We start from the raw sequence: 19,454 nt of genomic DNA, 5'->3' as shown, positions 1-19,454 counted from the left end.
CATGAAAATTCTATCCATTCGTATAAAAAATTTAGCTTCGCTTGCAGGTGAACATTTTATTGATTTTGAAAGTGAACCTTTGGCCAGTGCGGGTTTGATTTCCATCGTCGGCAAAACCGGTGCCGGGAAATCGACCATTTTGGATGCCATGTGTCTGGCACTGTTCAACAAGATTCCACGTTTAAAAGACAGCGACGGAAAATTGCAGGATGTCGATGGTTCAGAGTTATTGACCAACTCACCTTTGACAGTTTTGCGCCGGGGCACCGCGCATGGCTTTGCCGAAGTCTGCTTTGTCGCTCAGGATCAGAAACGCTATCTTGCGCGCTGGGAACTGAAACGTTCACGTGAAAAAGTAGATGGCAAACTGCAAAGTGTGCAGCGTTATTTAACTTGCCTGACCGACGGCGTGGTGATTGCCGATAAAGCCAAAGCGGTCGATGCACATATTCATCAAATCTGCCAGCTCAGTTTTGAGCAATTTACCCGCGCAGTGTTATTGGCACAATCGGAAGTTACGGCATTTTTAAAAGCCCGCGATAATGAACGCGGTGAACTGCTGGAATATCTGACCAATTCGAGTATTTTCGGAAAAATTGGCCAACTGGCTTATGAAAAAACCAAACAGATTGCCAATCAGCGTAAAGAGCTCGAAAACGTTTTAGGTCATATTGAGTTGCTGTCTGAAGAAGATTTCACTGCCTACTCCTCAAAACTTCAACAACTAAACCAAGATCATCAAAAACTGGATATTGAAAAGCAAAATCTACAAAAGCAACAACAATGGTTTGAACAAAAACATAAACTTCAAGCTGATATACAAACACGTCAACAATATTTGGAGGCTCAGCAACAATATCTAGATGCACTTGCTCCGCAAAAAGCACAACTGCAACAACTTGAACGTTTTTCCTCTATTCGGCCTAGCGTCATTCTGCAGAAAAATTTAAATGCTGACATTGCAATACTTCAACCCAAATTAGAACACGTTCAGAAGCAATTCACGGTGATTGAACAACAATTCAATACTGAAAAATTGACCTTTGAAAAAATAGATAACGCGCAAAAACAGCAACATCAATTTGAAATTCAACATCAGCAAAACATTGAGATGGTTCGTGCTCGCATTGCCGATCGACGTGTTTTGGGTGATCAGTTGCTTAAAATTAAAGATGAACTAAAGACTTTACGGGAGCAGCACTCTCCTTTTGTAAATGCTGAACAGCAAGTCAAAAATGAGCTTCAACAATTACAACATGACATTATACAACACACTGCACTTTTGGCTGAATCTGCACATTTCAATCCTTTGGATGATGGGCTTTCGGCACATTTGAGCCAGTTACAACGCTTTATTCAAAGCTATACTCAATTTGCAAAAAACCATGGCAATGTGAGTCAAGCGCATCAAAATGTAATGCAACAACAGCAACAGCTTGAACAACTGACGCAGCAATATGGGCAAGATGATGCACTCAATCAAAAAATTGCCGCTATCCGCACTGAGCGTGAACATCATTTACAACAGCTGAATCTACTTGATGTCACACACACGCATTGGCAAAACTTCCAAAATATTAGTGCTGAAAACTGCAAGCTAGTTTCGGCACAAAATAAGCTGCAACAACAAATTGACCAAAGTCATGCACAACTTCAATCTGCTGAAAAAACCTATCAGGATCAAAAAATTGCACGTGAAAAATTACAACAGATGTTGCAAAAGCAACGTTTACTCCATACTGAAAATATTGAACATTTAAGAGCGAGCTTGGTCGACGGCGAAGCATGTTTAGTTTGTGGTAGTACACATCATCCGTATATACAAAATCAGGATGCACTTTCAAACGAATTGTTCAAACTGCAAGAGCAACAAGAACAACAAGAACTTGAAAAAGAAAAAACGGCTTTCGAAGCATGGCAACATTTGCAAAAAATGTATGCTCAACAAATAGCATCATCGGAAGCAAATGCTCGCCAACTAGCAACACTGTCATCACGACTGCAGCCTGCTCAAACTCAGCTTGAACAACAACTTAATACGCTGAATATCCCCTTTGATTTCTCGCAAGATCATTTGGTATTAGATCAAGCCCTGGCGACAAAGGTTATTGAATTTCAACATACGCAAAAACAACTTGAAGCTACACTCAGTACGCATGAGCAAGTACAAAAACAGCGTCATGCACTTCTTCAAATAATTCAACAAACCAGCCAGCAACTTTCTGTCCTAAAACAGGCTGAAGAAAATATTCAAGATGTTGTAGGTTTATTGAATGACACCCAACGTCAAGCATGGAGTCACAATATGCTGAGTACGGCTGAACAAGTTCAAGTCATGTTATTACAGCGTCAAAATACCTTAAAACAACTGAACGATTTAAATGCTCAGCTGAATCAAAAATCGCAACAGCGCGATCAAGCTGTTCAAAATCTAAAATTTAGTCAGGAAAAAATTAAGACGACAGAAACTCGCATAGAAAACCTTACACAAGAAGGCAAACAAAATAGCGATTTAGCCATTCAAGCCATTTTTGACATGACACAAAGCAATGTTGAAAAACCACATGAATGGTTAGCGCAGTTCGATCAAAACAGACAACAATTGCACATTCAATTTAATCAAGCTCGTCAGCAGTTTGACCAAGTACGTCAAGCTTTTGAAAGCGCTCAAAGCACGCTAAAAGAATGTCAAACTCAGCAAACTCAATTTCAAACCCAAAAGCAAAATGTTGAACACAATATTCAACAGTGGTTAAGTCAGCATACAGATTTCAATGCGCTGTTATTGCAACAACTGAGCGAAATTTCACATGAACAAGAACAGCAACTTAAACAGCGTATGGTCGATGTTGAACGAGCGCACTCAGATGCTCTAGCAAGTATTAAAGCCATTCAGGAACAGCTTCTACAACATATGGAACATCAACCTGAAATTGATGCTGAAACCCTATCTTCACAACTGACGACCGTTACTGAACAGCTCAAGCAATTGATTGAACATCGGGATCAAGTGAAACTCAAAATTGAAATGCATCAACGTAATCTTGAAAAGCAAAAGCAATTTGCAGATCAAATTCAAGCCATTCAAAGTGAAGAACACCGTTGGAGTAAAATTTCAGGACTAATGGGCGATGCAAACGGCAAAAAATTCCGCGATTATGCGCAGCAATATAATCTGGATATCTTGATTGAGCATGCCAACCAGCAACTGGCCATGCTCTCGCAGCGCTATACCTTAAAACGTCTGGACAACTCCTTGAGTCTGGCGATTATTGACCACGATATGGATGGTGAAACCCGTTCGGTCGCTTCGCTTTCAGGCGGAGAATCCTTCCTGACTGCACTGGCCTTATCCCTGGCGATTGCCAATATGGCATCAGGTTCCATGAAAATTGAATCTTTGTTTATTGATGAAGGCTTTGGCACGCTGGATGCCTCATCTTTATATATGGTGATGAATGCGCTGGATCAATTACAGAATCAGGGTCGTAAAGTGGTGTTGATCTCGCATATTCAGGAAATGCACGAACGCATTCCGGTACAGATTCAGGTCAAGCCTTTGGGTGCTGGTGCAAGTACCATTGAAGTGGTCGGTTAATTTAAAAATTCATTCAAGAAAGCATAAAAAACCTGGAAGATGCTCCAGGCTTTTATCAACAAGATATCTATGCCATGGGACGTAAGGTCAGAATCTGCTCACTGCGGCCGAATGGTCCAGAAAGATCATGCAACACGGAACTGGTCAGGCCAATACCATCTTCGCCATACTGCTGCACAGTTTCCAGACCCAGCCACTGACCTTGCGGCAAGCGGTGCAGATGGATCTGTAAATCCAGATTAGGAAAGCCCCAGCTAAAAGGTACTTCTTGACGTGGTACAACACCATTGGCGGTATCAACCATGCCCATTAAGCGGACAAAATCACTGGTAGGTTCACCCTCAACCATGTCATGTGGCGTTCGCAACCAAACAATGCCCTTTCCAGCACGGCGCTCATGGCTTCTTGCTTCTATCGACTGGATATACCCACCCGGCCACTGACGAATTCCTTCCCACACTGGCGCATGTTCAGGACTTTCGCCATGGGCATCTTCCAAGCCTTTAATTTCATGGCTATTTTGTGTCATCATGCGCCAGGTCCGTGCCACAATACAGCTTTTCCCTTGAGTCTGCATTTCGGACTCAATCAGCTCGATGGTTTTGCCTGGACGAATCACTTTGGTGGTGATGCTAAACTCTCCAGCAGGAATCAGACCTAAAATATCCAGACTGATCCTGCCAATCCGCATCCCCTGACGTGGCATAAAACGGTCTAACTCTGCACAGATAATGCCTGTTGCGGGTGCCATGTGTTGCTCGTGCTCATTCCATGCACCCTGTGCCAGCAATGTGGATTGATAATGTGCCGTAACGATACCTGTCGCATCTGTATTGCGCCCGATCAGTTGATAATATGCCGCCATACACGTCCCTATTTCCCTGGTTTAATAAATAATTTCTTATCTAAAGTGGTTGTTTAGATTGTTTTTTGTACTCAACTTTAGTGGAAAATTCAACTTTAAAAACAAAAACTGAACCCTAAGGTTCAGTTTTCCAAACCAGCAAAATTGGTGGTTCTGCGATTTATTTCGAATAATCCCGTGCGCCAAACAATGCAGTGCCGACACGGACCATGGTTGAACCTGCGGCAATGGCTTCCTGCATATCCCCCGACATGCCCATGCTTAAGGTATCCCAATCTTCAGGATGGGCATGTTCAGTTTTTACAGCTTCAAACAGGGCTTTGGCATCGCTAAACGCCTGTGGATTATTCGGTGCAGGAATTACCATCAGGCCACGCAATTTTAAATGCGGTAACTGGCTGATCTGCTTCACCAGCTCAGCAACTTCACCCGGCTGGCAGCCATCTTTGGTGTCTTGTGCATCAATATTGACCTGCAAACAAATATTCAGTGGCACCTGATTCGCCTCACGCTGACTCGACAAGCGCTCTGCAATAATCAAACGATCTACTCCATGCACCCAGGCAAACTTTTCTGCCAGATGCTTGGTCTTGTTGCGCTGCACATGACCAATAAAATGCCATTCAATATCCAGATCACTTAAAGCCTCAATTTTATCTAAAGCTTCCTGTAAATAATTTTCTCCAAATGCACGTTGTCCAGTTTGGTACATCTCGCGCAAAGACCCACTTGGATGGGTCTTTGAAACAGCCAGCAACTGGACACTTGCTACATTGCGCCGGGCGTGTTTACAGGCATCTTCTATTTGCTGTATAACTTGATTTCGTGACTGTTGAAGACTATTCATTGACGAGGTTCTCATTTCATTCATCTTTTTTGGCTTCCCTTACAACTAACTGTTGGTTAAGTTTTGGGAAAGCCTTATTATTCTATCAAAATAAATAACATTTAAATGAACTCGGGGAAATTATGGATATCACTGAACTTTTAGCGTTTTCAGCTAAAAACGGGGCATCAGATTTACACTTGTCTGCGGGCATGCCGCCACTGATCCGTGTCGATGGTGAAGTTCGCCGTATTAACCTGCCTGCTTTAGAACATAAAGAAGTACACAAACTTGTGTATGACATTATGAATGATAAACAGCGTCGTGATTTTGAAGAAAAGTTAGAAACCGACTTTTCATTTGAAGTTCCAGGGGTAGCACGTTTCCGTGTGAATGCATTTAACCAGAACCGTGGTGCAGGTGCCGTGTTCCGTACCATTCCTTCAAAAGTACTTACCATTGAAGATCTGGGTATGGGTCAGATCTTTAAAGATATCTGTAATTACCCGCGCGGTATCGTACTGGTGACCGGACCTACAGGTTCAGGTAAATCTACTACGCTGGCGGCCATGATCGACTATATTAATGATCAGCGTTATGACCATATCCTGACTGTAGAAGACCCGATCGAATTTGTACACGAATCTAAAAAATGCCTGGTCAACCAGCGTGAAGTACATCGCGATACCCACGGCTTTAATGAAGCTCTTCGTTCAGCACTACGTGAAGACCCGGATATTATTCTGGTCGGTGAGATGCGTGACCTTGAAACCATCCGTTTGGCCTTGACTGCTGCTGAAACAGGTCACTTGGTGTTCGGTACACTACATACCACCTCTGCGGCAAAAACCATTGACCGTGTGATTGACGTATTCCCTGCTGAAGAAAAAGACATGGTACGTGCCATGTTGTCTGAATCCTTACAAGCCGTGATCTCGCAAACCCTGCTGAAGAAAAACGGTGGCGGTCGTGTCGCTGCACACGAAATCATGATTGGTATTCCTGCCATTCGTAACCTGATCCGTGAAAACAAAGTGGCACAAATGTATTCTGCCATTCAAACCGGTGCCAACTATGGCATGACCACACTTGATCAAAGTTTAAAAACCCTGGTTGCAAAAGGTGTGATCAGTGCGCAAACTGCCCGCACAATGGCAAAACAGCCAGAAGCATTCTTATAATTTGAAAACGGATTGGGGTTCTTATTATGGATTTTAATGACTTGCTCAATTTGATGATTCAACAGAAGGCATCGGACTTATTTATTACGGCCGATGTTGAACCATCCATGAAAATTAATGGTCAGATTGTGCCCATCGCCAAAACCAAGCTGACTGGTGAAATTGTGGGACAGCTTTTAAACTCGATTATGAGTGATAAGCAGCGTAAAGAATTTGCTGAAACTCACGAATGTAACTTTGCCATCAGTAACCGCGACAAAACTGCCCGTTTCCGTGTCAGTGCATTTCAACAACGCGATGAACCCGGTATGGTATTGCGTCGTATCGAAACCGTTATTCCAACCATGGAACAGCTGAAATTACCACCGATTCTGAAAGAACTGGCGATGACCAAGCGCGGTATCATCATGTTTGTGGGCGGAACAGGTACCGGTAAATCGACCTCCTTGGCTTCTATTATTGGATACCGTAATCAGAACTCCAAGGGTCATATTATTACCATTGAAGACCCGATTGAATTTATCCATGAACATGCAGGCTGTATCATTACCCAGCGTGAAGTCGGGATTGATACTGACTCTTTTGAAGTAGCCTTGAAAAACACACTGCGTCAGGCACCAGACGTGATCCTGATTGGTGAGATCCGTTCGCGCGAAACTATGGATTATGCGATTGCCTTTGCCGAAACCGGCCATCTGGTCTTTGCCACCCTGCATGCTAACAACGCCAACCAGGCACTTGACCGGATTATTCACTTCTTTGAAGCAGACCGGCATAACCAGTTGTTTATGGATTTGTCTTTAAACATGAAAGCGATTGTGGCCCAGCAACTGATTCCAACGCTGGATGGCACTGGACGCCGTGCTGCAATTGAAATTCTGATCAATTCACCTTTAATTTCAGACCTGATCCGTAAAGGTGATGTGCATGAAATTAAAGACCTGATGAAACGTTCACGTGAACTGGGTATGCAAACCTTTGACCAAGCCCTGTTTGACTTGTACAAAGCCAAGCAAATTAGCTATAAAGATGCGCTTAAGCATGCCGACTCACCAAACGATCTGCGCTTGCAAATCAAGTTGTCGGAAGAAGGTGGCGATCGCTTAATGCGCGCCAGTTCGAATATTACTTTCGATGGTCAGGCTTAAGGCCCAGATTAAGATGCAAAAAAAACAGGCTTCAAATAAGCCTGTTTTTTTAACTGATTCCAAGTCAGTATTATTTTTTACGTAATGCGTCCTGGCATTCCGTTGCATCACAATAACCATACAGATTTAGAGAGTGACCAGTTAAAGTAAAGCCAAATTTTTCAGCTACTTCATGTTGTTCATGTTCAATCACGTCATTGGTGAATTCGACCACTTTATTACAATTTTGGCAAACAATATGATCATGATGATCTTCTTGCATAATTTCGAAAACTGAATGATTATTTTCAAAATGATGACGCTGGATAATACCTGCAGCTTCAAACTGTGTTAACACGCGATACACAGTTGCTAAACCGACATCTTCACCCTGTTCAAGTAAAGTCTTATAAATATCTTCTGCGCTTAAATGATGTTGTCTTGAATTTTCTAATAATTCTAATATTTTTATTCGTGGAAGCGTAACTTTAAGTCCAGCTTTGCGTAAATCTTGATTTGAAATAGGCATGTAAAAGGGTCTCTCAACAAATTTAAAGTTGGAATATGCAACAAAGTTAAGATGCAGTATGATCTATCCGTGGATCAAATGCATCATAATTAATTTGGGATAGTGTAGCAAAATGCAAAAAATCATGTTGACGTTATTCGTCACTTCACTGCTCGCAGGCTGTTCGACCTTGGGCGTTTATAAAGTTGATATTCCTCAAGGAACACCATTAACTCAAGCACAAGCATCAAAAATTCAAGTCGGCATGAGCCACCAACAAGTTCGCTTTTTGCTAGGCAGTCCAACGGTCACAGATCCAATGAATCCTTTACGTTGGGACTATATCTACAACTACATCCCAGGAACTTATGCTAAAAAAGCCAAGATTCCTGCAGCACATGGTCAACATTTAAAAATTTACTTCGATCAAACCGGTACAGTGCAAAAGATTGAAGGTCTAGAAACTATTCCAGAATCTCAACCCGGCTTACCAGGTTCAAAGGAAGCGATTTTAACTGCGCCACCACTATAGACGCTTTAAAATAAAAATAAACCCCTCATTGAGGGGTTTTTCTTATCACTTCAATTGTTTAAAGCGATTTCCACGACAATATCGCCCAACCGGGTTGGCTGCTGCACGTTTGCGTCGAATATCCTTCGGATTGATAGTTAGCGGTCGATAAATCTCGACACGGTCACCGGCTTGTAAAATATGGTGCAGATCTTTCAGGCGCACGCCAAAAATTCCCAGAGCAAGCGGTTCCGCCAAATCAACCTGTACCCGAATACCACTTTGTTCAATCGCCTCTAAAGCGGTCATCCCTTGCTGAAAGGGCACCGTAATATGAAACTGTTGCTCGGGTGCTGCATAGGCGACCCAAACCTGTTGTGTCTCACTCATCAGAACAATTGCCCAATAATTGCGATTATCGCCAAAATAATCGAAACAGGTAACACCACACGAACAGCAATACGCCACAGGTTATAAAATAACTCATTGCTGAAATTCATCGCTTTACGCAGATGGCTAATTTTCATGATCCATCCGGCAAAAATGGCATAGATCAGGCAAATTGCTAAACCCCAAAGCATCAGCAGGCTATTGAAGACTGGAGTGATGGCTGGAATTGCCCAGACAAATACGGCAGCTAAAATAAGCAACCATTGAATCACGATATTCAACTGACGGTGTAACAGCTGTTCACGCGCCATTTGCAATAACAAGGCCGCAGCACTCACCACGGCAACCACAAAAGCCAAACTCGGGATTTGAGCATTGGCAGCAAAGAAACCAAAAGCAATTACCGCGAGTAACTGTGCAATCCAGATCGGCAATACTATTTTACTTGCAGTATCTTGCTGCTGAACAGCAGGCAGACTACTTTGCCAGTACAAGCCCATGCCTAAACCACCTGCTACCACTGCCAAAACGGTAGCACTGCCCCACTCGCTAAATTCAACCGCTGTAACATGCCAAGCTGGTAAAGGGGTTCCCATAACATTGGCCAGAATTAAAGCAGCAAAAACACCAATCACCGTTAAAAGCAGAATAATTTTTCGTGGTGCAAATGAAAGTAAAACTGCAACTATCGCAAGAGCAATAAATAAAAGATTAGCTGCAATTCCATTAACAGCAAAATGCCCCAGCAATTGGCCCGCATTCGACAATATGCCGCCTGCTAGGAAAGGAATAAAGACCACTGCCAGCCAGCCAACGATACGCCATTTTTGCGAGGCATCCGCATCACGGGTCAAACTGGACAAGGCATTTAAAGCTGTGGTTTTAGAACGCTTTGCCAAGGCAATTTCTAAATAGCAGATCGGTAAAGCCAAAATAAGCATGGTACCTAACCATAACAGCCAAAAATCAAGCTGGCGATCAAGCTGAATCCCTACAATCGGTGCTAAAGTGGCAATGATGATAAAAGATAAACAAAATGCCATCAGCGGTGATAGCCATCGTGTCATAGCATTGTCCTGCATGATGCGTTCCTAAAAAAAGTCTTTCGCTATTTTGCCTTTCTCATAAGTGAAAATCAAAAAGAAAAAGCAAACCATTATGCCTAATGATTTGCAGCGCAAGATTATTATCTTTTTTTAATTGTAGTTATCTCGTTTATCTTTTATGAGAAAAACCGAGCAAACCAGTTTTTACCTTTTTTCTGTTCTTTTTCTTTAATAATGCCCATCATGTTTTGTTTTACAGCACCGACATAATCAGCATCATCGTGCTGAATATGGTTAATCAGCCATTTCGCCAGTACTTCATGCAATTCACCTTCAATCGCCTGTCCCATTTCAAAGCGATCACGATAAGATTCAATCTTTTTAATGAATAAATCATGAACACGTTTATGCGGTACGCGGTATTTATAACCCGCCTCTTCCTGCAAAGATTCTTCAAAAGTAAAATGCGACTGAGTGTAATCAATAATATTTTCAAGAATCTGTTTAATACGCGCACGGTCGGTATTTTCAACGATATCATCAATTTCATTGATGTAATCCAGAATTCGTTTATGTTGATCGTCAATCACATCGATGCCAGTATTATATTCTGGAACCCATTTCATTTTCATTACGACCACCTATCAGATATAAACGATTAATCACATAAATTCATAATATATTGATATTAAACAAATAAAAATGCACCAAAACAGTCGACTTTTAGTTTTTTTTATAAAACAAACATAACCCATTGATATATATTTAATTATGATAGAATACCTACTAAAAGGATAAAGTATTTTTTAACCAGCTTCATTAAAAAAATGCTTTATTCAGGAGTTAACATGATTTTATAAACTATATTTTTTAGAAGTCATTTTTTAATTATATTAGATAAATATAGTACGATTATATAAAAATATCCCGAAGCCCTTAAGATTAAAATCTGGCGATAAAATTTTAAAATATTTCAACTGATTATAAATAATAAAGCCAGACATTTATCTAATAAATATCTGACACTAAAGTTTTATCTGAAATTGCAATCAATATTGATCGGCTTTAGTGATTCGTTTCAATGCCGGATTCAAGCGTTCACGTTCTAAACGCTCAACATGAGTCTGCTGTTTCCGAACCGGTCGGCCATCCTGAAATAAAATCATCTCTCCTGGTACAAAAGCATTCCAGGTTTCATTTTGGGTTAAAGGTTCTGTGGTAATGACGGCGACACGATCTTCTGGAGTCGTCACCTGACTGAAATCAACTTCAACGTCCAGATCAATCAATTGTGCAGGTTTAAAAGGATATTCACGTACCAGCCAGTGCAATTTGGTAATTGCATACGTAAAGAGTGCCTGACCGTTCGACAGGCAGAAATTAAAGGTGCCATGTTCGGCTATTTTTGGAGAAACTTCAGCCAATAAATCGAACACCTGATCGAGTTTGGGTTCATGATAACCAAACTTAAGTACCAGTTGATCTAATAAATAACAGAATGCACGCTCACTGTCGGTATTGCCAACCGGAGTAAAACGCCCCGATAAAGTTGGATTAAAGTCATGTAAATCACCATTATGGGCAAAAATCCACTGCCGTCCCCAAAGCTCACGGCTAAAAGGATGTGAATTTTCCAGATTGATTTTACCCTGAGTGGCTTTACGGATATGTGCAATCACATTGCGCGACTTAATTGGATAATTACGGATCAGTTCAGCAATCGGCGATTCAACTGCGGATTGATTATCGACAAAAAGTCGGCAGGCTTTATCTTCAAAAAAAGCAATGCCAAAACCATCACAATGGTCTGATGTAATGCCAGCACGCTGAGAAAAGCCACGAAATGAGAAAGTCACATCCGTTGGCGTAGCACAATTCATTCCGAGTAACTGGCACATAATCTTGATCAAATAGCAAATACATGATTTTTCTATTTTGCATGACTGGGCAGAGGGTTGCAAATCTCAATTCACGATAGTCATCACGATTTTATGTATTAGGACAAAATTGAGATTTCAATCATCAGTCTATTGAGCGGGTCAAAATAGTCGCCATAAAAAAGCCTCACAAGGAGGCTTTTTAAAATCACGGTTTAATGCTTGGCACGGTTGGTAATTAAAGTTCCTACCCCATGATCGGTAAAAATTTCCAATAAAGTGGCATGTGGAACACGGCCATCAACAATATGTGCGCTGACCACGCCACCTTTGACTGCATCTAGTGCACAGCCCACTTTTGGAATCATGCCGCCATAAATCACACCAGTTTCAATTAAACGGTCCACTTCCTGGGTTGTTAAACCCGTCAGCAGGTTTTTATTTTCGTCCAGCACACCGGTGATATTGGTTAGCAAAATCAGTTTTTCTGCGCCTAAAGCTTCAGCGACTTTACCTGCCACCAAATCGGCATTGATGTTATAGGTATTGCCTTCTTCATCTACACCCAGCGGTGCAATCACAGGAATGAAATCACCTTGAGTAAACATTTCCAATACATCGGTTTTCACACCAACGACTTCACCCACCAGACCAAGATCAATCTGCTTGACCGTGCCATCTTCAGCGGTTTTTTCCATCAATAACTTCTGGGCACGTAACAGGTTGCCATCTTTACCGGTCAAACCAATGGCACGACCGCCGTGCTGATTGATCAGATTAACGATGGATTTATTTACGCTACCACCCAGGACCATTTCCACCACTTCCATGGTTGCAGGGTCAGTGACACGCATGCCATCAATACGGTCAGATTCTCGGCCTAACTGTTTCAAAAATGAATCGACTTGCGGGCCGCCACCATGAACCACAATCGGATTCAAACCGACCGTTTTCAACAATACAATGTCACGCGCAAACGAGCTTTCCAGCTCTGGGTCGGTCATTGCATTGCCACCATATTTCACAACCAGCGTTTTACCTGAAAAACGTTGAATGTACGGCAAAGCTTCAGTCAAAACTTGTGCTTTGTCGAGGCCGGTATGTTGATATGGCATTCACCTCTCCTTATTGAGCATCTAAAATGTCTTGTGCGATTTGAGGATATCGGTCACTTAACATGGAAACAAATGTATGTCGAATATCGTTTAATCTTACAGGATTATCCGCATCAAAGCGTACGGTAAAATACTCCCCGGTATTCGATGCCCGAATAATGCCAAATCCATCTTTAAAATCAAGTCGTACCCCATCAATTTTACTTAACCGGGCACCAAAATCCTGACTTTGCATTTCGACATCATGCAATACTGCTTTGGGCTCTATGTTATACGTACTGATATAAGTATCTTCAGTGCAATAACGTTCCGGATAAGCCTTTAAGGCCTGGGATAGAGTTAAATCCGCCTGCTGACCAAGATATTCCAGTACCCGTAATGCCGCATACAAGCCATCATCATAGCCAAAACCACGCCCGTCATTAAACACATAATGACCTGCATATTCTCCACCAAATACAGCTCTGCCTTTGGACTGCGACATGTAAGTCCGTAAAAAAGAGCTTCCGGTACGGATCATTTTGGCCTGTCCGCCTAGATGACGCACAGTATTCGCCACCATGGTGGAACATTTGACATCAAAAACCACTTCATGACCAGGATGGGTTTTCAGACACATTTCTGAAAATAGCGACAACAACCGGTCTGCGGAGATTGTGGTGCCATATTCATCAATCAACACCACTCGGTCGCCATCGCCATCCAGAGCAATACCAATATCAGCCTGCTGTTCAAGCACGGTCTGCTTTAACTCTGCCAGATTTTTCTCTTGTGACGGATCGGGTGCATGGTCAGGAAAATGGCCATTGGCTTCACAACGGATAGTGGTCAGTTCACAGCCCAGTTTTTTTAATACCAGGGCTGCACAGCGTCCAGCTGAGCCATTCAGGCCATCCAGAACCACCTTAAATGGTCGCTTTAACTGGATATCGTTTAGGAGTGCCTGTTGATATTCAAGACAGTATTTCACCACAATTTCATGCTGAACCGGTTGAATTACCAGATTATGTAATAGATCAAAAGCCGCGCTCGCGCTCTGACCGACCTGTTGAATCATGTCTGGACACGGCGGTTCACCCTGAACAATCCATTTAATTCCATTGTCAGTTTTAGGATTATGGCTGGCGGTAATCATAATGCCATTACCGCCAAACTGACGGGCAATAAAATATAAAAGGGGTGTCGAACAACAGCCAATGATTGTGGCATGCAGTCCTTTTTCTTCACATACCCGTCTGATAATTTCTGCATATTGAGGACTGGTTAAACGTGCGTCATAGCCGATAGCCAGCTGTGTTTGCCCAGCCTTGTGATATTGCTCAACCAATCCATAGGCAGTCGCTTGTACAATTTCAGGCGTCAAAAGTGATATTTTTCCACGAATATCATAGGCACGAAAAATTTGTAGAGGAAATTTTTTATTTTTAAAATTCATGATGACATCTTCTACTTTAGAATAACCCATGAAATGAGAATTTCATGGCATGCTGGATTAGCTCAGTATTCACAACCAGTGCATCATCTGATGAAATAAGAAGATTAATATTTAAAAGCATTTCGTGTTATTAAGCAACGGTAAAAGTTTCTTACAATTTTGTTTTCAAAATACTTTATTTGATTGAAAAATAAATCATTTGTGAAATTAGAAAACAAAAGTATTCAAATAACTTTAATTTAAAACAATTATTTACAAAAACAATAAAATATTTTTAACTGATCCATACATTAAAAATTATTTTGCACTTTAATAATATAATTCATTGTTTATTTGTACTTTTTTATAAAAAAGCTAATAATCTTAAATAAAAGCCTGTTCAAATTAAAGAAAGAATAAAACCTGACACAAACAAATAATATTGTTTAGGCATCAGGTTTTGTCATTTTTATGCTAAATCAAACTTAGCCTTTACCCGTATGGCCAAAACCGCCAGCACCGCGTTCAGTCGCTTCAAATTCATTCACAATATCAAACTGCGCCTGGACAACAGGAACAAGTACATATTGTGCTAAACGTTCACCCGGTTGCAAGGTAAATGCTGTTTGGCTACGATTCCAAACCGATACCATCAACTCGCCTTGATAATCCGAATCAATCAGGCCGACCAGATTGCCTAAAACAATCCCATGTTTATGGCCCAGACCTGAACGCGGCAAAATTAAGCCAGCAAAATTTGTATCTTCAATATAAATAGCCAAACCGGTTTTCACCAATACTGTTTGACCCGGTTCAATGACAGTCGCTTCATCGACACAAGCACGCAAGTCCAAACCTGCTGAACCCGAAGTCGCATAGGTAGGCATCGGCCATTCATTGCCTAAACGTGTATCGAGTACTTTCACTTGAACTTTCATTTGTTTTTTCCTAATTGCATAGTTTAAATGTTGCATGGTTTAAATCGTGAATTAACGCTTAATCAACGCACGTAAATTTTCCAGATAATGCTGGGCTTGCAATTTTGGATCAATATTGCCTGCCAATTTTTTCTTGCGACCCAGCCATTCCAGTTCATCTTGCGGCAATTCATCCAGGAAGCGGCTTGGTGTCATCTGTTTCATCTGGCCGCCCGCTTTACGCTGCTCGGCCAAAGTAATGGTCAAACCTTGACGGGCACGGGTAATACCCACGTACATCAAACGGCGTTCTTCTTCCACGGTTTCGGCTGCAATCGAGTTTTTATGCGGCAGAATTTCTTCTTCCAGCCCAATCAAATACACATATGGAAATTCCAGACCTTTGGATGCATGCAAAGTCAATAAATTCACTTTATCGGTATCTTCTTCTTCCTGCTGCTGCTCCAGCATATCCAGCAGTACCATTTTACGAATCACGCTTTCAATATTCTTGTCATCCACATCTTCAGCACGGTTAATCAGACTTTGAATACTGCTATACAGCACTTCAATATTATCCAGCTTGGTTTTTTCCTGCGCTGGCGTTGCTGCGGATTCCTTGATGTAATCGATATAGCCTGCTTCCTGCATCATCTGGCGAATAATTGGTACAGGCTCGTCATCATCCAGTAAATTACGGGTGAAATTTCCAATAAAATCAGAAAATTCAGCCAGTTGTGTAGTCGCTTTTTTCGGCATTACCATGGTCAGGCGCTGATCACCTGCCGCTGCCAGCAATGACAAATGATTTTCCTGTGCAAATAGACCTAACTTTTCTAAGGTTACAGGTCCAATGGCACGTTTCGGCGTGTTAATAATCCGTAAAAATGCACTGTCATCTTCAGGATTAATAATCAGACGCAAATAACTCATGATGTCTTTAATTTCTGCACGAGCAAAGAAAGACTGGCCACCAGAAAGCTTGTATGGAATCTGCATTTGACGCAGCTGTGTTTCCAAAATACGGGCCTGAAAATTACCACGATACAAAATCGCATAATCCTTCCAGTTTTTTCCATTCATCAGCTTATGGGTGATCAGATCCTTCACTACGCGTTCGGATTCATCATCATCATTACGGCAGGTAATCACGCGAATCACCTCACCGTGGCCTTTATCTGACCAGAGCTTTTTATCAAAAATATGCGGATTATTGCCAATCACCGTATTCGCCGCTTTCAAAATACGGCTGGTGGAACGGTAGTTTTGTTCTAATTTAATGACTTTTAAATTCGGAAAATCTTCCTTCAACAAAGCCATATTTTCAGGCTTTGCCCCACGCCAGGCATAAATGGACTGGTCATCATCGCCTACCGCAGTGAACTGTCCCATCACACCGACCAGCAGTTTCACCAGAATATACTGTGCGGTATTGGTATCCTGATATTCATCCACCAGCAGATAACGTACCCGATTCTGCCATTTATCTCGGACTTCAGCATTTTCCTGCAACAAACGGGTCGGCATCACGATCAGGTCGTCAAAATCCACGGCATTATAGGCACGCAAGTTGCGTTCATAAAGCTGATATAAATGCGCAAACTGGACATCTTCAGCGGTTTCACAGGTGGTATGTGCTTGTTCCGGTGGAATCAGGTCATTTTTCCAGTCCGAAATCATCTTCATTGCCTTGGCAATGAGTTCTTTACTTTCCGCGCCGGATAAATTATCACGGTGCATTAAATCCATCAGGATACGCTTACAATCATCGGCATCCAGAATAGAAAAATTATTTTTTAATGGGGTATGTTTGAGTTCCAATCGGAGCAAATTCAGACCAAAGGTATGGAAAGTTGAAACAGACAGACCTTTGGCTTCTTCACGAGACAATAATTTACCGACACGCTCCTTCATTTCGCGTGCTGCTTTGTTGGTAAAGGTCATGGCCGTGATCCGATGTGCCGGTATACCGCAATTCTTGACTAGATGTGCGACTTTTCGCGTAATTACTGAGGTTTTACCCGAACCTGCCCCTGCAAGTACTAACAAGGGCCCTTGAGTGTATTTCATAGCTTCAAGTTGCTTGTCATTCAGTTGACTTGCCGACGACATAGGATTTCCTCGTGTTAATTGGAGCTCGATTATAGTCATCTCCGCCCAACTTGCATAACCTAAAATACAGATTTGACATTCATAAAAAAACCACCCGAAGGTGGTCTTTTCAATTCATCATTAACGCATGAAGAATTATTGAACCGCGTAAATGCTGATTTCTACACGACGGTTTTGTTCACGGCCTTCAGCTGTCGCATTTGATGCGATTGGGTTCGCTGAACCTTGACCTTGTGCATTAATACGCGTACGTGCCACGCCCTGACCGGCCAGATAGTTAGCTACTGATTGAGCACGCGCTTGAGATAATGGAATGTTAATCGAGTCATTACCCGTGCTGTCTGTATAACCTGTTACAAGAATACCGCTCTTGTTGTCTTCAGTCAGTGTTTGCGCAACTTTGTTCAAAGTCGCGTAGAAGTTCGGTTTGATATTTGATTTGTTGGTATCAAAGGTAATGTTACCTGGCATAATCAGGCCAACAGAACCATCCGGATTACGTGTAACATCTACACCAGTACCCGCCATTTGTTGACGTAATTTTTTCTCTTTATTATCCAGATATACACCTGTTGCACCGCCTAATACAGCACCGATTGCTGCAGCACGGTTATTTTGAGCGCTTGTGTTTGCGTTACTTTTAGAAAGACCATAACCCGCAGCTGCCCCCACTATTGCGCCAATTGCTGTTTTATCGTATTCCATACCGCCAATGTTGTTGCCAGTTGTTTGACAGCCTGATAGTGCCAATGCCCCTGCTACTGCTGCTGAAATGACTAGTGCACGCATCGCATGCCTCCTTCTTGTGTTTTATCGTATGCTGGAATAATGAATTAAAAAAAATCGGCATACCATTGATTTTTTGTAAATAATACATTGATTAGTTACATTTTGTAATATTTCTTATCGATCTTCAGAATAACTTACGCACAATTTCTTCATACTTGTATGAATAGACTTTTTTATTTTAAATTCTGCAATTATATTAAATACTGCATAAAAACATTTGATGATTTTCTTTTAAGGCCTTTTTTTATATGTCATCTCAAAATACCAAGCAACCGATATTAAAAAAAATATCTCGCGGGCTTACTGTCGGATCGGTCATTACTGGAAGCACTTTTTTTCATGGACCACCTGTACTCGCTTTGGGATTAACCAAACTCATTAAAAAATCACGTAAAGTAGACGAAACCAACATTCAAATTACCAACAGCTGGCTCAGTGTCAATAATTGGCTGATCGACCATGTATTGCCCAACTTAAAGTGGGATATCACCATTGAGAAGGGTTTAGAGCTCAGTATGCAAGGTCGTTACCTGATGACCTGCAACCATCAAAGCTGGGTGGATACTACGGTAAATCAATACTTTGGTTTAACCCGCATGCCACTTACCCGTTTCTTTACCAAGTGGGAACTGATCTTTATTCCTTTCGTCGGGCAAGCCTTTAAAATTTTGGGCTTCCCGATGATGAAGCGTCATAGTAAGGAACAGATAGCCAAAAATCCGGAACTTAAAACACGTGATATGGAAGAATCGCGTAAAGCCTGCGAGCAGCTATTAAGTCAACCTTTTACCTTATTGAACTATTTGGAAGGTACGCGCTTTACACTAGAGAAACATGCACAGCAGCAATCACCTTATAAGCATTTACTCAAACCTAAAGCGGGTGGCTTAGCCTTGGCCCTCAACATTTTAGGTGACAAAATTGATGCGCTGGTCGACATGACTATTGTTTATCCGGATGGTGTCCCAGGTTATGGCGATTTCTGGCTAGGAGAGGTCAATCGCATTGCGGTGAATTTGCGTAAAATCGAGATTCCAGACTGGGTATTAGGTGGTAATTATGAAGATGATGCTGAATATCGTGAACGTTTTCAGCAATGGGTTCATGCACTATGGACTGAAAAAGACCAGCTGATTGAACGCATGCAGCAAGAGTTGGCAGCAAAAGCTTAAGCGAAC

Annotated in this window: 17 protein-coding genes; 5 read left to right on the top strand and 12 right to left on the bottom strand. The window is 41.8% G+C overall.

Annotation, left to right across the window (positions count from 1 at the left end; translation table 11 throughout):
• Position 1: 1 nt before the first annotated feature.
• Positions 2-3,598 carry an SbcC/MukB-like Walker B domain-containing protein gene (locus tag GTU69_RS13350; RefSeq protein ID WP_166171157.1) on the top strand — a complete coding sequence of 1,199 codons (3,597 nt, stop codon included), beginning with the start codon at positions 2-4 and terminating at the stop codon, positions 3,596-3,598.
• 67 nt (positions 3,599-3,665) lie between these two features.
• Here GTU69_RS13350 and GTU69_RS13345 read toward each other — a convergent pair whose 3' ends face one another.
• Together GTU69_RS13345 and GTU69_RS13340 are read right to left on the bottom strand one after the other, a co-directional pair.
• On the bottom strand, positions 3,666-4,463 hold the full coding sequence (locus GTU69_RS13345; RefSeq protein ID WP_166171155.1) for a thioesterase family protein: 798 nt from the start codon (positions 4,461-4,463) through the stop codon (positions 3,666-3,668).
• 160 nt (positions 4,464-4,623) lie between these two features.
• Positions 4,624-5,310, bottom strand: coding sequence for a YggS family pyridoxal phosphate-dependent enzyme (locus GTU69_RS13340; protein ID WP_166171153.1), 687 nt, complete (start codon positions 5,308-5,310; stop codon positions 4,624-4,626).
• A 122-nt stretch (positions 5,311-5,432) separates the two neighbouring features.
• Between GTU69_RS13340 and GTU69_RS13335 the strand changes: the two genes are divergently transcribed.
• Positions 5,433-6,470 (top strand): type IV pilus twitching motility protein PilT, encoded by a 1,038-nt coding sequence (locus GTU69_RS13335; RefSeq protein WP_166171151.1) that lies wholly within the window; start codon positions 5,433-5,435, stop codon positions 6,468-6,470.
• A 26-nt stretch (positions 6,471-6,496) separates the two neighbouring features.
• On the top strand, positions 6,497-7,618 hold the full coding sequence (locus GTU69_RS13330) for a PilT/PilU family type 4a pilus ATPase (protein WP_131274150.1): 1,122 nt from the start codon (positions 6,497-6,499) through the stop codon (positions 7,616-7,618).
• A gap of 70 nt (positions 7,619-7,688) precedes the next feature.
• On the opposite strand, the gene fur is transcribed toward GTU69_RS13330, so the two are convergent.
• Positions 7,689-8,126: a ferric iron uptake transcriptional regulator gene (gene fur, locus GTU69_RS13325; RefSeq protein WP_131274151.1), complete on the bottom strand. Its 438-nt coding sequence runs from the start codon at positions 8,124-8,126 to the stop codon at positions 7,689-7,691.
• 112 nt (positions 8,127-8,238) lie between these two features.
• Here fur and bamE point away from each other — a divergent pair, with 112 nt between their 5' ends.
• Positions 8,239-8,637, top strand: a complete 399-nt coding sequence (gene bamE, locus GTU69_RS13320; RefSeq protein ID WP_166171149.1) for an outer membrane protein assembly factor BamE — start codon at positions 8,239-8,241, stop codon at positions 8,635-8,637.
• A 45-nt stretch (positions 8,638-8,682) separates the two neighbouring features.
• Here the strand turns inward: bamE and GTU69_RS13315 are convergent, their stop codons facing one another.
• The 9 genes from GTU69_RS13315 to GTU69_RS13275 all read right to left on the bottom strand — a co-directional run bounded on the left by GTU69_RS13315 (position 8,683) and on the right by GTU69_RS13275 (position 18,276).
• Positions 8,683-9,006, bottom strand: a complete 324-nt coding sequence (locus tag GTU69_RS13315) for an RnfH family protein (RefSeq protein WP_166171147.1) — start codon at positions 9,004-9,006, stop codon at positions 8,683-8,685.
• Positions 9,006-10,088: a hypothetical protein gene (locus GTU69_RS13310; RefSeq protein ID WP_166171146.1), complete on the bottom strand. Its 1,083-nt coding sequence runs from the start codon at positions 10,086-10,088 to the stop codon at positions 9,006-9,008. The genes GTU69_RS13315 and GTU69_RS13310 overlap by 1 nt, the downstream gene beginning before the upstream one ends.
• Before the next feature lie 140 nt (positions 10,089-10,228).
• Positions 10,229-10,684, bottom strand: a complete 456-nt coding sequence (locus GTU69_RS13305) for a bacteriohemerythrin (protein ID WP_086196421.1) — start codon at positions 10,682-10,684, stop codon at positions 10,229-10,231.
• Positions 10,685-11,101: 417 nt separating this feature from the next.
• Positions 11,102-11,950, bottom strand: a complete 849-nt coding sequence (locus tag GTU69_RS13300; RefSeq protein WP_086196422.1) for a class II glutamine amidotransferase — start codon at positions 11,948-11,950, stop codon at positions 11,102-11,104.
• Between the two features lie 194 nt (positions 11,951-12,144).
• Positions 12,145-13,044 carry an acetylglutamate kinase gene (argB, locus tag GTU69_RS13295; protein WP_166171144.1) on the bottom strand — a complete coding sequence of 300 codons (900 nt, stop codon included), beginning with the start codon at positions 13,042-13,044 and terminating at the stop codon, positions 12,145-12,147.
• Positions 13,045-13,054: 10 nt separating this feature from the next.
• Entirely contained in the window at positions 13,055-14,479 is a 1,425-nt protein-coding gene (locus tag GTU69_RS13290; protein ID WP_166171237.1) for a phosphomannomutase/phosphoglucomutase, read from the bottom strand.
• Positions 14,480-14,943: 464 nt separating this feature from the next.
• The gene (gene dut, locus GTU69_RS13285; protein ID WP_166171142.1) at positions 14,944-15,396 is read right to left on the bottom strand and encodes a dUTP diphosphatase; all 453 of its coding nucleotides are present in this window, start codon (positions 15,394-15,396) and stop codon (positions 14,944-14,946) included.
• Positions 15,397-15,447: 51 nt separating this feature from the next.
• On the bottom strand, positions 15,448-17,487 hold the full coding sequence (locus GTU69_RS13280; protein ID WP_166171140.1) for a UvrD-helicase domain-containing protein: 2,040 nt from the start codon (positions 17,485-17,487) through the stop codon (positions 15,448-15,450).
• Between the two features lie 135 nt (positions 17,488-17,622).
• Entirely contained in the window at positions 17,623-18,276 is a 654-nt protein-coding gene (locus GTU69_RS13275) for an OmpA family protein (protein WP_086196426.1), read from the bottom strand.
• 248 nt (positions 18,277-18,524) lie between these two features.
• On the opposite strand from GTU69_RS13275, the gene GTU69_RS13270 reads away from it, so the two are divergent.
• Positions 18,525-19,448, top strand: a complete 924-nt coding sequence (locus GTU69_RS13270; RefSeq protein ID WP_166171138.1) for an acyltransferase — start codon at positions 18,525-18,527, stop codon at positions 19,446-19,448.
• Positions 19,449-19,454 lie beyond the last annotated feature (6 nt).

The organism is Acinetobacter sp. SA01, assembly GCF_011319235.1.
In the GTDB taxonomy this organism is placed as follows: Bacteria; Pseudomonadota; Gammaproteobacteria; order Pseudomonadales; family Moraxellaceae; genus Acinetobacter.
Note: the sequence above shows the minus strand (reverse complement) of the source record. Positions and strands in the feature narration are given on the sequence as shown.

Excerpts from the sequence above, each read along its gene's own strand:
- GTU69_RS13300 (WP_086196422.1), bottom strand. The coding sequence starts at position 11,950 with ATGTGCCAGTTACTCGGAATGAATTGTGCTACGCCAACGGATGTGACT.
- GTU69_RS13280 (WP_166171140.1), bottom strand. The coding sequence starts at position 17,487 with ATGTCGTCGGCAAGTCAACTGAATGACAAGCAACTTGAAGCTATGAAA.
- GTU69_RS13310 (WP_166171146.1), bottom strand. The coding sequence starts at position 10,088 with ATGCAGGACAATGCTATGACACGATGGCTATCACCGCTGATGGCATTT.
- bamE (WP_166171149.1), top strand. The coding sequence starts at position 8,239 with ATGCAAAAAATCATGTTGACGTTATTCGTCACTTCACTGCTCGCAGGC.
- GTU69_RS13270 (WP_166171138.1), top strand. The coding sequence starts at position 18,525 with ATGTCATCTCAAAATACCAAGCAACCGATATTAAAAAAAATATCTCGC.
- GTU69_RS13275 (WP_086196426.1), bottom strand. The coding sequence starts at position 18,276 with ATGCGTGCACTAGTCATTTCAGCAGCAGTAGCAGGGGCATTGGCACTA.
- GTU69_RS13290 (WP_166171237.1), bottom strand. The coding sequence starts at position 14,479 with ATGAATTTTAAAAATAAAAAATTTCCTCTACAAATTTTTCGTGCCTAT.
- fur (WP_131274151.1), bottom strand. The coding sequence starts at position 8,126 with ATGCCTATTTCAAATCAAGATTTACGCAAAGCTGGACTTAAAGTTACG.
- GTU69_RS13315 (WP_166171147.1), bottom strand. The coding sequence starts at position 9,006 with ATGAGTGAGACACAACAGGTTTGGGTCGCCTATGCAGCACCCGAGCAA.
- argB (WP_166171144.1), bottom strand. The coding sequence starts at position 13,044 with ATGCCATATCAACATACCGGCCTCGACAAAGCACAAGTTTTGACTGAA.
- dut (WP_166171142.1), bottom strand. The coding sequence starts at position 15,396 with ATGAAAGTTCAAGTGAAAGTACTCGATACACGTTTAGGCAATGAATGG.
- GTU69_RS13330 (WP_131274150.1), top strand. The coding sequence starts at position 6,497 with ATGGATTTTAATGACTTGCTCAATTTGATGATTCAACAGAAGGCATCG.
- GTU69_RS13345 (WP_166171155.1), bottom strand. The coding sequence starts at position 4,463 with ATGGCGGCATATTATCAACTGATCGGGCGCAATACAGATGCGACAGGT.
- GTU69_RS13340 (WP_166171153.1), bottom strand. The coding sequence starts at position 5,310 with ATGAATAGTCTTCAACAGTCACGAAATCAAGTTATACAGCAAATAGAA.
- GTU69_RS13350 (WP_166171157.1), top strand. The coding sequence starts at position 2 with ATGAAAATTCTATCCATTCGTATAAAAAATTTAGCTTCGCTTGCAGGT.
- GTU69_RS13305 (WP_086196421.1), bottom strand. The coding sequence starts at position 10,684 with ATGAAAATGAAATGGGTTCCAGAATATAATACTGGCATCGATGTGATT.
- GTU69_RS13335 (WP_166171151.1), top strand. The coding sequence starts at position 5,433 with ATGGATATCACTGAACTTTTAGCGTTTTCAGCTAAAAACGGGGCATCA.